At 62.3% G+C, this 15,013-nt stretch carries 13 protein-coding genes; 9 read left to right on the top strand and 4 right to left on the bottom strand.

Going from position 1 to position 15,013, the window contains the following annotated elements; genetic code table 11:
• Positions 1–102: 102 nt before the first annotated feature.
• The 3 genes from HX899_RS19135 to HX899_RS19125 all read right to left on the bottom strand — a co-directional run bounded on the left by HX899_RS19135 (position 103) and on the right by HX899_RS19125 (position 3,209).
• Complete coding sequence (locus HX899_RS19135) at positions 103–1,134, bottom strand: aldo/keto reductase (protein ID WP_138389594.1); 1,032 nt, start codon at positions 1,132–1,134, stop codon at positions 103–105.
• Positions 1,135–1,371: 237 nt separating this feature from the next.
• Positions 1,372–2,634 (bottom strand): NAD(P)/FAD-dependent oxidoreductase, encoded by a 1,263-nt coding sequence (locus HX899_RS19130; protein ID WP_181293080.1) that lies wholly within the window; start codon positions 2,632–2,634, stop codon positions 1,372–1,374.
• Positions 2,635–2,696: 62 nt separating this feature from the next.
• Entirely contained in the window at positions 2,697–3,209 is a 513-nt protein-coding gene (locus tag HX899_RS19125; protein WP_181293079.1) for a MarR family winged helix-turn-helix transcriptional regulator, read from the bottom strand.
• On the opposite strand from HX899_RS19125, the gene HX899_RS19120 reads away from it, so the two are divergent.
• From HX899_RS19120 to HX899_RS19080, 9 genes are all read left to right on the top strand, one after another.
• Positions 3,210–4,100: a haloalkane dehalogenase gene (locus tag HX899_RS19120; RefSeq protein ID WP_181293078.1), complete on the top strand. Its 891-nt coding sequence runs from the start codon at positions 3,210–3,212 to the stop codon at positions 4,098–4,100.
• 85 nt (positions 4,101–4,185) lie between these two features.
• Positions 4,186–4,785: a class I SAM-dependent methyltransferase gene (locus HX899_RS19115; protein WP_181293077.1), complete on the top strand. Its 600-nt coding sequence runs from the start codon at positions 4,186–4,188 to the stop codon at positions 4,783–4,785.
• Positions 4,786–4,927: 142 nt separating this feature from the next.
• A complete protein-coding gene (locus HX899_RS19110; RefSeq protein WP_138389599.1) occupies positions 4,928–5,602 on the top strand; it encodes a response regulator transcription factor in 675 nt (224 codons plus the stop codon).
• Entirely contained in the window at positions 5,599–6,999 is a 1,401-nt protein-coding gene (locus HX899_RS19105) for a HAMP domain-containing sensor histidine kinase (protein ID WP_138331456.1), read from the top strand. Before HX899_RS19110 ends, HX899_RS19105 begins: the two co-directional genes overlap by 4 nt.
• Positions 7,000–7,011: 12 nt before the next feature.
• The gene (locus HX899_RS19100) at positions 7,012–7,992 is read left to right on the top strand and encodes a 3'-5' exonuclease (RefSeq protein ID WP_171597979.1); all 981 of its coding nucleotides are present in this window, start codon (positions 7,012–7,014) and stop codon (positions 7,990–7,992) included.
• Between the two features lie 183 nt (positions 7,993–8,175).
• Positions 8,176–8,322 (top strand): DUF1127 domain-containing protein, encoded by a 147-nt coding sequence (locus tag HX899_RS19095; protein WP_003548073.1) that lies wholly within the window; start codon positions 8,176–8,178, stop codon positions 8,320–8,322.
• A gap of 624 nt (positions 8,323–8,946) precedes the next feature.
• A complete protein-coding gene (gene kduI / locus HX899_RS19090) occupies positions 8,947–9,783 on the top strand; it encodes a 5-dehydro-4-deoxy-D-glucuronate isomerase (protein WP_138331454.1) in 837 nt (278 codons plus the stop codon).
• Positions 9,780–10,544 carry a 2-dehydro-3-deoxy-D-gluconate 5-dehydrogenase KduD gene (gene kduD / locus HX899_RS19085; RefSeq protein WP_281426076.1) on the top strand — a complete coding sequence of 255 codons (765 nt, stop codon included), beginning with the start codon at positions 9,780–9,782 and terminating at the stop codon, positions 10,542–10,544. Before kduI ends, kduD begins: the two co-directional genes overlap by 4 nt.
• A 219-nt stretch (positions 10,545–10,763) precedes the next feature.
• Positions 10,764–11,504 carry a FadR/GntR family transcriptional regulator gene (locus tag HX899_RS19080; RefSeq protein ID WP_181293076.1) on the top strand — a complete coding sequence of 247 codons (741 nt, stop codon included), beginning with the start codon at positions 10,764–10,766 and terminating at the stop codon, positions 11,502–11,504.
• Positions 11,505–11,525: 21 nt separating this feature from the next.
• Here HX899_RS19080 and HX899_RS19075 read toward each other — a convergent pair whose 3' ends face one another.
• Positions 11,526–14,813: a cellobiose phosphorylase gene (locus tag HX899_RS19075; RefSeq protein ID WP_181293075.1), complete on the bottom strand. Its 3,288-nt coding sequence runs from the start codon at positions 14,811–14,813 to the stop codon at positions 11,526–11,528.
• Positions 14,814–15,013: the final 200 nt, after the last annotated feature.

Raw genomic sequence — 15,013 nt, 5'->3', positions numbered from 1 at the left:
TCCCAAGCAGAAGGGCCGAAAAGCCGCCATGGAAACATGGCGGCTTTTTCATTGGCGGTTGCAGACCGGGCGAGACGACTCATCCGGTTGCAGACGGAAGGCTCAGCGGCCGCCCTCGATCTTGCGGTGGCGCTGGTTGATGCCGCCTTTGCCGTAGGGATAGTCGAAAGGCTGGGGCGCACTCACCTCGTTCAACCGCGCCATCTCGTCGTCGGAGAGTTTGAGCTTCATGGCACCGAGATTGTCGGCGAGCTGTTCCGGCGTGCGGGCGCCGAGGATCACGGACGTGATTGCCGGCTGCGCCGCCGTCCAGGCGAGCGCCACCTGCGCCATGCTGACGCCATGCGCCTTGGCGATCTCCTCGACGACAGCGATGATCGCCCAGGTTCTCTCCATCGCATTGCGCGGCGCATAGGACTCGCCGCCGCGATTGGGGTTTTCGCCGAGGCGGGTGGCGCCCGTCGGCATCTCGTCGCGCTTGTACTTGCCGGTCAGCCAGCCGCCGCCGAGCGGCGACCACGGCAACAGACCCATGCCGGCATCCTGACAGGCAGCGACGATCTCGAGCTCGATGTCGCGCACCAGCAGGTTATATTGCGGCTGCAGCGTCACAGGGCGGGTATAGCCGCGCGCCTTGGCGATCTCCGAGGCCTTGGCGATGTGCCAGCCGACATAATTGGAGAAGCCGTAATAGCCGATCTTGCCGGAGGTAACCGCATCGTCGAGGAAACGCAGCGTTTCCTCGATCGGCGTCAGCGCGTCCCAGGCATGCATCTGGTAGAGGTCGATCTGCTCGAGGCCGAGGCGGCGGAGCGAATCGTCGAGAGCCTGGCCAAGATGCCGGCGCGACAGGCCGATATCGTTGGGTCCGTTGCCCATCGGAAAGCGCCCCTTGGTGGCGACGATCGCCTGGCGGGCCTCGGTCGGGCGCGCCTTCAGCCAGCGTCCGATGATCTCTTCCGACTTGCCGGCGCTATAGACATCGGCGGTATCGATGAAATTGCCGCCCCAGGCGAAATAATCGTCGAGCAGCTTGTGCGAGGCGGCCTCATCGGCCTCCGCGCCGAAGGTCATGGTGCCGAGGCAATAGGCGGTGACGACGGTCCCGCTGGGACCGAGCTTGCGATAATCCATTCTTCCTCCTCATGCGGATACCCGCAGCCGACGTGCAAACGTCGGGGTAGAAGCCGGGGCTCCTGCAATCAATGACAATGACAATATTGTGCTTGAGGCGGCCGCTTGCCGCCGGATGACGTATAGCGCCCTGAGCTGGGAGCACAGAGGCGAGGGCAGCATAACCAATCCCGCCCGCGCGACAAGTGAGAAAAAAATATTCCCGCCTGCCGCCGCAGCCGGCGACGATCACGGATTTTACGAAAACGAGCCGGCGATCAGATCGGCTGCGGCGACACCGGTCTCGTAGGCGCCGTGCGCCGTCGAATAACGCGACTTCGAACAGGCTTCGCCGGCAAAGAAGATCCGCTCGTCATGCGGCGCGGCGAGACGGCCGCGTTGATCGGAGGCGCCGGGTTCGGCGTAGGAATAGGAGCCGCCGATATGCGGCGCCGCTGCCCAAGCCGACATTGCGGCGACTGATAGCTCCTTGCGGATGTCCGCGCCAAAATGTGCCGCCAGTTCATCTCCAGCGAAGGAGAAGGCAGCCTCTCTGCCTTGCCCCTCCAGATCATGCGCAAGGTCGCCAGCGAAATAGGCCTCGACGACGGGAGCGCCAAACGGCCTGAGCTGATAGGTGCCGGTCGCGCCGCGACGGGTAGAGCCCAACATATGCGTATCCGCCGGCAGCGCCTCCTGATTTGCGAGCCTCAAGAACAGCTTGTCGGCGAGCCCTAGAGGTAAACGGGCTGCCGCCTCGATCTTGTCGGGCAAAGGCGGGTCGAAGGCGATCTTGCCGGCGGCAAGCACATTCGTCGAAACGGTCACCAGCACCGCGCGGGCACTGAGCACACCCTGGTTCGTCTCGACGCCGACGTGGCCGGCATGACGATGGTCGATGCGCGTGACCTCGGTGCCGAGCCTTGCCCGAACCGGCTTGCCGTAAAGCGAGACCAGCGTTCCATAACCCTCGCGCACCCGCCAGTCAGGGCCAGGGCCGGGATCGTATCTGTTGTAGTCGACGACCGACGACCGCTCCAGTTCGGCGCCGGTGATATAGGTGCCGACCGCCCGGATCTGGCCGTTCCAGGGATTTCTGGGCTCGAGCATATCGGCCATGGCTGCATCATTCCCCTCGTGGCTCTCGAGGCGCTCGAAGTAGGCGCCGATCGCCTGCCTTGCCGCACGCGCCTCCGCGTCATCCCGCTGAAGCCGCCGTCCGCCATCGTTCCAGGGCGCAGGCGTGTGGTCGACCGTCAGTCCGACCTCGCCGGCGATCGCAGTCCAGGCATTGGTCCGCGCGCCATGCAGCCAGCCGCAGCCGAGATCGAGCCCGATATCGGCAGCTTCAGGCAAGCTAGCCGTCCAAGCGCGACCGCCGAGACGATCGCCGGCTTCAAGCAGGAGGATGGAAAGATCCGGGCGGATTGCCTGCAGGCGACGGGCGGCGGCAATGCCGGCGGCGCCGGCGCCGATGATAACGACATCCTCGTCGGCACCTTTGTTGTTGTCACCAGGCATGCATTCTCCTTCGGTCGCGCGACGGTTAGGTGCAAAGGTCGCTCTCATGCCAACCCGCCTTGCTATTGCAGTTGCTCCAGCAGCCGCCGGAGTGCTGTTCGCAAATCGTCCATCTGCTGCTGGCTGGTCAAGGCCGCCCAGCTTTCATCGACGCGCCGGCCCGCCGCCATCGCTATCGGCCTGACCCCCTGGCCTTTTTCCGTCAGAAACACCAGCCGGCCGCGCCGGTCATTCGGATCGGGCCGCCGCTCGACATAACCCAGGCGCTCGAGTTCTTCCACGGCCTGCGTCATCGTCTGCTTGCGAACACGGGCGAGCTTGGTCAGCTCGCTGACCTGGATGCCCTCCGGCCGCGCGAAAGTGAAGACATTGGCATGCGGCGGGCGGATATCACCATAGCCGGCCTCATCGAGTGCCGCTTCGACGGCCTGTGTCCAATGCTGATGGACCAGACGCAACAACAGGCCAAGGGAAGACGACGACATGAAACCCCGCGCAGCAATATAGACAGCTACCTGTCTATATGATAAATGGACAGTCACCTGCCTATATAGCACGAAAGCGTGGAGCTCCATATGCCGACCATCGATATCCTCACCTCATTCATCTCCTACGAGGAACTGGGGGAGGGCGACTCGATCGTCTTCCTTCACGGCAATCCCACCTCATCGCATCTCTGGCGGAACATCATGCCCGGCATCGGGCCCGGCCACTGCCTGGCGCCCGATCTCATCGGCATGGGACGCTCCGGCAAACCCGATATCGGCTATCGCTATGGCGATCACATCGCCTATCTCGACGCCTGGTTCGATGCGCTTGACCTCGACGACGTCGTGCTCGTCGGCCACGACTGGGGCGGCGCGCTGGCATTCGACTGGGCCTCGCGCCACGCCGAGCGGGTGCGGGGAATCGTCTTCCTGGAAACCATCCTGCGGCCGATGAGCTGGGAGGATCTGCCGGGCGGCGGAAAGGCGCGTTATGAACTGTTGCGGGGTGCAGGAACCGGCGAGGCCAAGGTCCTCGACGAAAATTTCTTCATCGAACAGGCCTTGCGCGCGACCACGCTGAAAGGGCTCAGCGATTTCGACTGGGATGTCTACCGCGCACCCTATCCGGACCGTAACAGCCGGCGCCCGCTGCTGGAATGGCCGCGCGCCATGCCGATCAACGGCGAGCCGGCCGATGTGGTCGCCAGGATCGAGGCCTATGACCACTGGCTTTCCGACAGTCCTGAGGTTCCCAAGCTGCTGCTAACCTTCGACGGGCCTTCCGAAACGCTGTTGATCGGCAGCGAGATGATTTCGTGGTGTCGCGACAACATCGCAGGCCTGGAGATCAGGGCTTGCGGGCCGGCGCGCCACATTGCCCCCGAGGACCAGCCCGAGGCGATTGCCGCCGAAATCAAAAGCTGGATCGACCGAAAGGGGCTCAGAACAGCGCACCGGAAGGTCTCGTCCCTGGCATGAAGAACTGCATTGGCGGCGATTTGACAGACTGTTGCAATGTTGGGCGGGTTCATAGGTGGGATCAATCTGCCAATGTGAAGGTCCCATGCCACGTTTCGATCGACGACGCTTTTTTCTCGCCTGGCTTCGCGCGCCGCTGCGCATCGCCTCGATCACGCCGTCAGGTCCCCGCCTTGCGCGCCTGATGACCAAGGAAATTTCTGCGCTGACCGGGACGGTCCTCGAGCTCGGCCCGGGCACCGGTGTTTTCACCGCAGCCCTTTTGGAACGCGGCATTGCAGAGCGCGATCTGACGCTGGTCGAATACGAGCGGGATTTCGCCACGCTGCTTCAAGGCCGCTTTCCCGATGCCAGGGTGCTGCGGCTGGACGTCCGGCAGATCTGGAAGACGGCGCTTTCTGGAAGCTTCTTCGGCGGCGTCGTCAGCGGGCTTCCGCTTCTTGCCATGCGGCCCGACGATGTGCGGGCGCTGCTCGAGGGCTGCTTTTCCAACCTCAGGCCATACGGTGCCTTCTATCAGTTCACCTACGGGCCGAAATGCCCGGTGCCCGTCGAAATTCTCGACTCCCTCGGCCTTGTCGCCACGAGGATCGGCTGGACGTTGCGCAATCTCCCGCCGGCCGCCGTCTACCGGATCAGCCGCAGGTACCAGCCAATGATATTGATCGAGCAACGCCGCGCATGATGACGGCTATGATCCTTCGCTACGAGGCGGCAATCCGGCGTTCGATGCGCGACAGGCATCGCAGACTTGCTCGAGGGTGATATGGTTTCCACTTATGGACCCCGATAGTGGCCTCCGATGGGCCCCACGACAGGAATGTGAGATGCGCATATTACTGATCGAGGATGAACCTCAAATGGCCGTGGCGCTCCGGGGGGCGCTCACCAGGCACGACATGGTGATGGATCACGTTTCGACCCTAGGCGACGCCGAGCTGGTGATCGGCGACGGCGCCTACGACGCCGTCCTTCTGGATCGGCAACTGCCGGATGGCGATGGCCTCGAACTCATTCCGAAGATCCGCAAGAAGGGGCTGACGCTGCCGATCATCGTCATCACCGCCAAGGGAGAGGTTCCAGACAGGATCACCGGCCTTGAGACCGGCGCCGACGATTACCTCGCCAAGCCCTTCGTCTTCGACGAACTTCTGGCGCGGCTGCGCGCCGTGATGCGCCGCTCCGAAACCTTGCGCCCGGCGCTGATCTCGATCGGCCGTCTTTCGTTCGATCCGACCTATTGCGACATCATCGTTTCCGGCTTGCGTCTTGAAATGCCGCGCCGGGAGGCGCTGGTGCTCGAATGCCTCATGCGCCGTGCCGGTCGCATGGTGCCGCGACCGGCCTTGATGGAAGCAGTCTTCGGCTTCGACGACGAGATCCAGTCGAACGCGCTCGATTCCCACATATCGCGGTTGCGGCGTAAGCTGGCAGCATCGCAAGCAGGCGTGGTCATCAACGTTATCCGGGGCGTGGGTTATCTCCTGCGTGAAGCATCATGAACAAACGATGCTCCTATTCGCTGCGCAAGCGCCTGTTCTGGCGGCTTCTTGCCGTGCAATCGGTCGTGCTCATCCTGGTGATGATCGTGCTGATTTCGGTTGGCAAGATATCCGAATTCAGGTCGACGGAGGGCACGATTGAGATCCTGCGCCAGGCGGTTTTCCGCCAGCCCACCGGTGAGTTGAGCCTGAGGGAGACCGAGGATCTGCGACAGCTGCGCAAGGACGCGCCCGATCTCTGGTACACTATTCGCGACATGCAGGGACATGTTTTGACCGAGGGCCGGATTCCGGAAGAATATGCCTCAATCGGCAACACGCTCGATCATATCGGCCAGGCCAAGTTCGGCGCGAACCTCGGCGACCACGACCGTCCGGCTGCCCGGATGATGTGGATTGCGACGGATTGGGGACAGGTGCAGTTTCTGACGGGCACCGACGGCCCCAACTCGTCCTCCTTCATCCTGCTCAAGCTTTCGCTGGTCCTTGTAAAAATTGTTATTCCCATCGTCGCAGTGATGGCGTTGGGTGCGTTGATCGCGACGCCGCTCGTCGTGCGAAGGTCGCTGGTCGGGATCGACCAGGCCGCGCTCCAGGCCGATACGATCGATGTCGACCAGCGTGGCGGCCGGCTGTCGGAAAACGATACTCCCGAAGAGATCGCGCCGCTGGTGCACGCCGTCAATCGCGCGCTCGGCCGTCTCGACGAGGGTTATGAGCGGCAGGAACGGTTTCTGACCGACGCCGCCCATGAGCTGCGCACGCCGATCGCCATTCTGAATACGAGAATTGGATCCCTGCCGCACAGTTCGATCAAGACCGACCTCTTGGAAGATGCAGCAAGGCTCGCCGTACTCACCGAGCAGATGCTCGATCTTCAGCGACTGAAACAGGGCAAGGTCCAGTTCACCAAGGTCGATCTCGGTCAGCTGGCGAGGAAGGTCATCATCGAGATGGCGCCGCTGGCCTTTGCCGCGGGCTATATGGTGCAGTTCGATGTCGACGGAGCCGGCGAGATCGAGGGCGATCCTCTGGCGTTGCAGCGCGCCCTGATGAACATACTGCAGAACGCAATCAACCACGGTGGCAGGAAAGGCACCATCTCGCTGACTTCAGGCTGCAACTGGATCGAGGTCAGGGACGAGGGACCGGGCGTCCCCGCCGATATGCGGGATCGCATATTCGAACCATTCTTCAAGCGCCATCACGACGGACGCGGCGCCGGCCTCGGCCTCAATCTGGTTCGCGACATCCTGCGTTTGCACGGCGGCGAGGTGACGATCGACAACCGCAGTCCCGGCGCGGTCTGCCGGCTGAGCTTCCCGCCGGAGAGGGCGGCAGGTGGGGATACTCCACAGCGCCCGGCGCGAGTGATGGATTCAATCGCGTCTCCGTGACATATAGATTCGATGAGCGTGCATAGAGATTCGCAACTCGACATGTTTGCCAAGGCATCGCCCGCGATGGCCAAGGCGCGCGGTCCATTGCACCGGCGGCCATCGCAGCCGGTCGTTCACTCCGATGAAGACATGGCGCGGGCGCTCGAAGAGAGCGGCAACTATCGCATCTTGAGAAAACTGGCCGCCCGGCCGATTGCGTCAGTCAGGCAGCCGGGGTTTTCGCGGCTCGGCGTCATTCTCGATACGGAGACCACAGGCCTCAAACACCGTAGCGACGAGATCATCGAAATCGGCGCCGTCGCCTTTACCTTCGACGATGACGGCGCGATCGGCGATATCGTCGGCATTTACGGCGGCCTGCAACAGCCGTCCCGGCCGATCCCGCCGGAGATCACCCGGCTGACTGGTATCACCGATGCGATGGTCGAAGGACAGCTCATCGATATCCAATCGCTGCGTAGTCTGATCGAGCCGGCGGATCTGATCATTGCCCACAATGCCGGTTTCGACCGGCCGTTCTGCGAGGCCTTTTCGACGATTTTCACCGGCAAGGCCTGGGCATGCTCCGTTTCGGAGATCGATTGGAGCGCCCGCGGCTTCGAGGGTACGAAGCTCGGCTATCTCGTCGGCCAGGCCGGATATTTCCACGAAGGCCATCGCGCCGTCGACGACTGCCACGCACTGCTGGAAATCCTCGATCGAGAGCAGCGCGACGGTGAAAGCCCGTTCACCGAGCTTTACCGCGCCAGCCAGCGCTCGCGCATCCGTATCTTTGCCGAACACAGCCCGTTCGAGATGAAGGATCATCTGAAGGCGAGGGGTTATCGCTGGTCGGACGGCAGCGACGGTCGCCTGAAGTCCTGGTGGATCGAAGTCGGCGAAGAGGATCTCGACGACGAGCTCTCCTATCTGCGCTCGGATATTTACCGCTGGGCCGAGGCGGAGCCGCCGATCGTGCGGCTGACAGCCTTCGATCGCTTCAAACCCTGACCGCGAAGCGGTTCGGATACTGATTGGCTACTAGATATGGCGACCCATGCAAGCGCCGCATAGGTGCAGTGATGCATTGGCGCTGCAATAATCAGCAGTCTCATACTATATACAACTCATCGAAGCGAACGAAGCGCCAAGGACTGGCAGCTAAGCTTCGAAAGCCCACGAAAGGGGATCATCATGAACGTAGCACGCTCTTTTAATAACTGGCGCAAGTACCGTCAGACGGTCGCTGAACTGGGTCGTATGTCCGCACGCGAACTGGACGACCTCGGCATCGGCCGCAGCGAAATCCGCAACGTCGCCCGCGCAGCCATCGCCCGCTAACGGCAGCTTAGACCAAGCATCTTCAAAGACTATGCCAGCGCCTGCTTCCTCCCGAGCGGGCGCTTTGCTTTTGTGCTTCCGGCAGATGGACCATGTGATCGAGCCTCCCGCTTTTCGCATAACGCATAGCTGCCCTGCAAAGAAGTGCCTATCAACTGAGCAAAAAATAAGTATGATTATTTCTATCGAAGCGATGCACCTCCTCCCGCATCCCTTTGATATACAGGCGCCCCATCCTCCTCCCAGGGTCGTCTGTGGAATGACAGCACTCCTCCTCCCAGCTGTCGTTCGGTTTTTTACGAAAGCCTGCCGCACCTCCTCCCGCGGCAGGCTTTTTCGTTTTGGCCGATAGCCCTGCCGGATCGCGCCAAGAACGGCCGCTTGCGACCCATGGCTTGGATGATGGCGTCATCATCTCCAGAAATTCCTGTCTATTCCCAGATTTTCTTTCGTGCTCTTGCGGGCCTTGCGTCTCCTCAAGCGAGCACCGACAAACCTGTTGACACCAAACTTGTCGTACAACTATGTAACCGGATGGATACCGCCGCAGCGGAAGAGGCCGACAAGACCGGCTCCCGCAACAGCGACGACCCGTAGCGACAATGAAGCGGAAGGAAAATTGACATGCAGATCGACGTGAGGCACGCCTCCCATCCCGAGGCCGTGCGTGATTTCGACACGGAGACGCTGCGGCGTCACTTTCTGGTGGAAACCGTCTTCGCGAGCGGCGAGATCCGGCTCACCTATTCGCATTACGACCGAATGGTCATCGGCGGCGCGACGCCGCTCGCCCCCGGGCTGACGCTGACGGCGCCGACGGCGATCGGACAGGAAACCTTCCTTGCCGAGCGTGAACTCGGCGCCCTGAACATCGGTGGTGCCGGCCGCATCATCGTCGACGGCACGAACTACGATCTTGCCAAATATGATTGCCTCTATGTCGGCAAGGGTGCCAAGGACATCAGGTTCGAGAGCGCGGATGCGGCCAATCCGGCAAAGTTCTATCTGGTCTCGACGCCAGCGCATCAAACGCACCCGACCGTGTTGCTCACCCGCGAAAAGGCCCGTCACCTGACGCCGGGCGAAGCCGCGACGGCCAACAAGCGGTCGATCTATCAGTTCATCCATCCTGATGTCTGCCAGTCGTGCCAACTCACGCTGGGCTTCACCATGATCGAGCCGGGCAGCGTCTGGAACACCATGCCTGCCCATACGCATGACCGCCGCATGGAAGCCTATCTCTATTTCGATCTGGAAGCGGAGCAGCGTGTCTTCCACTTCATGGGCGAGCCGCAGCAGACCCGGCATATGCTTGTCGCCAACGAACAGGCAGTCATCTCGCCGCCCTGGTCGATCCATTCGGGCGCCGGCACCAAGAACTACAGCTTCATCTGGGCGATGGCCGGCGACAATAAGAGCTTCACCGACATGGACCATATCGCCATTGCGGATCTGAGGTGAACATCGTGGCAAATCCCTTCGACCTTTCCGGCCGGGTTGCCGTCGTCACCGGCGCCAATACAGGGCTCGGCCAAGCCATCGCGGCAGCGTTGGCAGAGGCCGGTGCGTCGATCGTCGCCGTCGGACGCTCCTCGATGGACGAAACCGAAGCGCTGGTGAAGGAAGCGGGAAGCCGCTTCCATGTCGTCAAGGCCGATCTTGCCAGCATCGAGCCGGTCAAGGGGATCGTCACAGAGACCATCCAGACCTTCGGCGGTCTCGACATCCTCGTCAACAATGCCGGCATCATCCGCCGCGCCGATGCGCTCGACTTCACCGAGGAAGACTGGGACGCGGTGATCGACGTCAACCTGAAGACCGCCTTCTTCCTGTCGCAGGCCGCCGGCCGCCACATGGTCGACAAGGGCAGGGGCAAGATCATCAACATCGCCTCGCTGCTCTCCTTCCAGGGCGGCATCCGGATTCCGTCTTATACCGCCTCGAAAAGCGGCCTCGCCGGACTGACCAAGCTGCTGGCCTGCGAATGGGCCGGCAAGGGCGTCAACGTCAACGCCATCGCCCCAGGCTATTTCGTGACCAACAACACCACGGCGCTGCGCGAGGATGCCGACCGCAATGCCGCCATCCTTGCCCGCATCCCGGCCGGGCGCTGGGGAACGCCGTCCGAACTCGGCGGTGCGGCCGTATTCCTGGCATCGTCGGCATCCGACTACGTGCATGGAACGGTGCTGCCCGTCGATGGCGGTTGGCTGGCGCGCTGATCGGTCTCACCAACCGATCAGGCCTGAAACATGTCGCGCAAAAGTGTGATGCGGTTTTGCGGTAACGACATGTGTAAAAACAAAGACCTAAAGTGGGGGAGCTAATCTGAAAGATCGCGACGCGCTTTAGCACCGCTGCCCACCGCATTGGTGTGGATGCGGAATGCGAACAGGAAACGGGTCGGCGCAGCCGTCTCGACACCGGGATTTCGAAACAGGATGGCAGATAAGGACAACGCGGTTTTTACCACCATTCAGCAGGCGCCCAACCTGCGCAGCAACCTTGCCGATATGTTGACGGCACAAATCGAGTCCGGCGACCTGAAGCCCGGCCAACGCCTGCCGACCGAACAGGCGATCATGACGGCAACCGGCGTCAGCCGGACGATCGTCCGCGAAGCGCTCGCCGCGCTGCGCGCGAAGGGGCTGATCACCACGCGGCAAGGCCTTGGGGCTTTCGTCTCGAACGATCCGACGCCCAGATCCTTCTCCATCATTCCCAACGACCTGCAGTCGATCGACGAGGTTTTGCGCGTGCTGGAGCTGCGCATGGGGGTCGAATACGAAGCCGCCGGTCTTGCCGCGATGCGGCGCACGCAGGAAGATATCGAGCGCATGCAGGATCGTCTCGACGCCCTCGACAAGGCGCTCGAGGAGGGTGGATACGGCGCGCAAGAGGATTATGCCTTCCACAGATCCATTCTGGTCGCGACGCAAAACTCCTATTACGGTCGCCTCTTCGACACGTTCGGCAACATCATGGTGCCGCGGCAATGGGCGCGCTTGGACAAGATGACATCAGCCGAGCGCAAGCGCCATGCGGCGCGCATGCGCAGGGAACACCATGCCATATTCGCGGCGATCCGCGACCGTGACGAGCTTGCTGCGCGCCGCGCCATCCGAAGCCACCTATCGAAGAGCGCCGCGCGCTTCGAGGAGCTGCGCGACGCTACCGCATAGACAGCGCCTCGTCCTGGACTGTTACGCCTCGGGCTTCGGCTTCATCAGCCGCCGCCAAGCGGCTTGGTCGGTTTGCAGATCGACAGAGGCGTGGACCGCGGGAAGAAGCGGTTTGCGTTTGCGCCGGCCAAAGCGCCGTTTGAAGCCGAGGATATTTTCGACGAAGCTCCTGGTGTAGAGCCCGGGGCCGCTTGAATAGATCCGCCATCCGCCGTCGACGGCGATCTCTCCCGCCTTGACGCGTTCCCATTCGGCCGCTGCCTGATAACGGTCATGGAAAGCCGCGTCGCTGCTGCTGAAATAGGTGTTGCGCTGGCGCAGCGATGCATGCGGCAGCGCTGATGTGACAGAAATCGGATTGACGACGGCGATCGCCTTCCAGAGGTCCTCCGCCTCGGCATCGAGCGCCAACGTCTCGCAGTAGCGCAGATGCGCATGGACATACATCAGCCCGATCTCGCGGCCGAAGAAGGAGGAGGATTCGGCCCGGCGAAACAGCGTCTCGGGCCCGCCGGCATAGGTCGCGGGCTTTTCCATCAGCCGCACCCCGTCGGGGAAGAGCAGATGCTCTTCGATCAGCTTCATATGATCGCGTCTTTGAACCGGCGTGAAGAGGCCGCCGAGCATCGCCTGCGTCATCGAGATCAGCGAAAAATGCAGGCCGGTGCGCCGGTCGCTCGGATGCAGCAGCAATTCAACGCCGTCATGGCTGGGATCGAAGATGCCATAGCCGGCAACGACGCCGTCGCGCACGAGATGGCGGTTGAAATCCCGGCGCATCGCGGTTGCGATCTTCCTCAAGCCCTTGGCCTTGCCGCCATGGCCGAGGCGGCGGAGGATCGCGGAATACCGGACGATCTGCTCATAGAGCAGGGAAACGGTCCAACTGCTGACCATCCAGTCGCGCAGATGCGGATCGGCCGGCTGCAGCGAGTCGTTCCAGTCTCCCTCGCCATAGCGGATCAGATGCGTTCCGGGGATGAACGCTTCGCGAACGGTATCAAGCAGCTTCTCGACATGGATCGCGATGGTGTCGAGCTCCGGCGCCCGGGCCATCGTCTTTTCGTCGCGCCAGGAGACTTTCTCGTGGAGGATGGCGAGATCGCCGGTCGCTTCGATGTAATCGCAGAGCGCCTTTAGCGGCCAGACGACGATGTCGCCGTGACTATCGCCCGCCCGGATGTTGGCATAGGGCTCCAGCATGAACCATTGCGGCCAGTCTCCCTTTTCCAGGTATTGTTCGCTGAAGACGGTTTTCAGCACTTCCTTGGCTTCCCGGTCATGCTCGTAGGCGAGCAGAAATTCGATCGGCCCCTGGCAGGCGTCGCGTGTGCCCCAGGCCGCACCGGTATATTGCTCGAGGCCGTGCGGTACGCTCAGATGCACGATCGCATCATGCGCCAGCCAGGGCAGCAGGGCTGTCTGCGCGGCAAGATCAGGCGACGTGCCGGCGATCGTCAGGCCGCGCACGGTGTTCCGCCAGAATGTTGATGCCGGTGCAAGCATGGCTTCATCGGTGACGCCGGCCTCATAACGTTGCGCCAGCCGCTCGGCTTCCGCCGCGTCGGTCATCGAGCCGACGACGGCGAAAGAGAGCGCCTGTGTCGGCCGGGATCGGAGCGCGACGAAGGCGCCGTTGCGTGTTACCCCGTCGCTATAGAGCAGCTCGTCGCCGCCGATCTCCTCGATCGCATCGGGCGTCGAACTCACCAGCCAATAGCCGGCATCGGGATAACGCTCGCCCCAGAGCCAGGTGGGGTCCGGCCGGAAAAGAATGCGTTTGCCTGACGTGTCGAATTCGATCTGCCCGCCCGCGTCATATTCGCGCTCGCCAAGCACGACGTGGCCGAACACCAGGAAGCGGCACGGCTTGCCCTCGACGCACACGGTCCACTGCATAGCCGCATCTTCGCCGGAGGCGACCGCCGACACGATGATCGTGCGTTCCGTGCAACGATAGATCCAGCGGCAATCGCTGAGCCCCATTTCGAAAGCCGACGGCACTGCCAGAAGCTGCCAGCCGGCGCCGACATCCGCCATGATGCGCAGCCCGCTGGCGCGGGTCAGATTGTAGGGGTCTCGGGAGACGGAAAAGAGCTTGTGGAAAGACGTATTGCCGATCGTCAACTGGGCGGCGAAAATGCCTTGCATCCAGCAGGTCGCGGCAAGCGTCGCATCATCGAGCAGCATATTCTGGCCGCTGCGGACGATGGCGCCGTGACGGCGCGCCACCATCAACTCCTTGTCGCGCAGGACCACATGACGGTTCAGAACGCCGTCCGGCACGAAAAACGAAAGAAGCTTTCCGTCGACGCGCTCTTCCAGGCTCCGCTCCGGATAGAGCTTGCCGATCGCCTTTTTATCCAGCGCCTCGGCCTTCAGCAGGGCCGCATCCTGCAGCAGGCTGCGGACCGGCGTGGCCTCCTCGATATCGGAGACCGCACTGTCTGTGGCCGCGAGCTCGTCAAGCCGTGAAAGGTCGGCATCGCTCGACGCCTCGGGATGATCAGCGGCGAACACGGCAAAGAAGGTCGTGGTCGCGCCGGTCGCCGGCACAGGAAGCGATTTCGACTGAATGGCGGGGCATGCCGTCTCCTGCTGCCGCCGTTTGCTCGGCAGGCTGGTGCCGAAAGGGCCGACCAGCAAGTCGTCGACGCGGTCGCTCGCCTGCACCATCTGGATCGCATCCGTGGCATAGGCAGCCGCCCCATCGACACAGCCCTGCGCGAGCCAGGGGTTGCGGGCGCCCGACTGCTTGAGATTTTGCCGGTTCATCACGACAGGGCCGAATGTCTCGTGATCGGCGATATGATGATCGACATATTGCGATGCATAGGCTTCGCTGTTCATCAGGAAGCCGCGATCGCCGAGACCGACGTCCTGGATCAGCACCAGATCGACCGGCAGCGTCCCATCCTTCAGATGCCGGATGGAGGCACGCCAGAACCAGGCCGTTTCGGAGGGATGAAGCGCGAGGCGGACATTGTAGCCGATATCACCTGTTTTGCCGCTCCAGGAGAGGCTCGTCGCATCGTGCCCGAAGCTGCCGTTAGCGCGAGGCCCGACAAGCTCCACCACCTCGGGCGCGGCCCCGCCGATGCGCAGATAAAGGCGACCGACGCCGCCGGCGAGCGGCGAGCCCTGGATCTGGTTGATCTGCACCGATCCCTTGTCGTCGGCGTATTCGATGGCAAACAGGGTGCCGTTCGGCAAGGCCGATATCGACAGGCCGGAACCGTTGCTAATCGTGAAGAGGCCAAGCTCGTCGCGTCGGGGCATTTGAAAACTGCGGTCAAGGTCCGTGGCCATTGAGATCTCGTCGATTAGCTTCAGAAGGGAACTGGAGGATGACGCAAAATGGTTGAGAGAAATCTTACCACTATCGCCGGTTCTCGATTAGGTCCTTGAAAGACAGGCCAGCCGATATCACTTGATGTTTCAATTCGAAAGTTGCACCGAGAGGTCATTGCCAAGGCGTCAAAGGAACTGAGGTCGCCGGAGACGATGAT

This window comes from Rhizobium sp. WYCCWR 11146, from assembly GCF_013591995.1.
Lineage (GTDB): Bacteria > Pseudomonadota > Alphaproteobacteria > Rhizobiales > Rhizobiaceae > Rhizobium > Rhizobium indicum.
This window is presented reverse-complemented; position numbering and strand designations above follow the sequence as displayed.

What these genes read in the sequence shown, in the direction of transcription:
- HX899_RS19135 (WP_138389594.1), bottom strand. Translation starts at nt 1,134, where the DNA reads ATGGATTATCGCAAGCTCGGTCCCAGCGGGACCGTCGTCACCGCCTAT.
- HX899_RS19130 (WP_181293080.1), bottom strand. Translation starts at nt 2,634, where the DNA reads ATGCCTGGTGACAACAACAAAGGTGCCGACGAGGATGTCGTTATCATC.
- HX899_RS19125 (WP_181293079.1), bottom strand. Translation starts at nt 3,209, where the DNA reads ATGGAGCTCCACGCTTTCGTGCTATATAGGCAGGTGACTGTCCATTTA.
- HX899_RS19120 (WP_181293078.1), top strand. Translation starts at nt 3,210, where the DNA reads ATGCCGACCATCGATATCCTCACCTCATTCATCTCCTACGAGGAACTG.
- HX899_RS19115 (WP_181293077.1), top strand. Translation starts at nt 4,186, where the DNA reads ATGCCACGTTTCGATCGACGACGCTTTTTTCTCGCCTGGCTTCGCGCG.
- HX899_RS19110 (WP_138389599.1), top strand. Translation starts at nt 4,928, where the DNA reads ATGCGCATATTACTGATCGAGGATGAACCTCAAATGGCCGTGGCGCTC.
- HX899_RS19105 (WP_138331456.1), top strand. Translation starts at nt 5,599, where the DNA reads ATGAACAAACGATGCTCCTATTCGCTGCGCAAGCGCCTGTTCTGGCGG.
- HX899_RS19100 (WP_171597979.1), top strand. Translation starts at nt 7,012, where the DNA reads ATGAGCGTGCATAGAGATTCGCAACTCGACATGTTTGCCAAGGCATCG.
- HX899_RS19095 (WP_003548073.1), top strand. Translation starts at nt 8,176, where the DNA reads ATGAACGTAGCACGCTCTTTTAATAACTGGCGCAAGTACCGTCAGACG.
- kduI (WP_138331454.1), top strand. Translation starts at nt 8,947, where the DNA reads ATGCAGATCGACGTGAGGCACGCCTCCCATCCCGAGGCCGTGCGTGAT.
- HX899_RS19080 (WP_181293076.1), top strand. Translation starts at nt 10,764, where the DNA reads ATGGCAGATAAGGACAACGCGGTTTTTACCACCATTCAGCAGGCGCCC.
- HX899_RS19075 (WP_181293075.1), bottom strand. Translation starts at nt 14,813, where the DNA reads ATGGCCACGGACCTTGACCGCAGTTTTCAAATGCCCCGACGCGACGAG.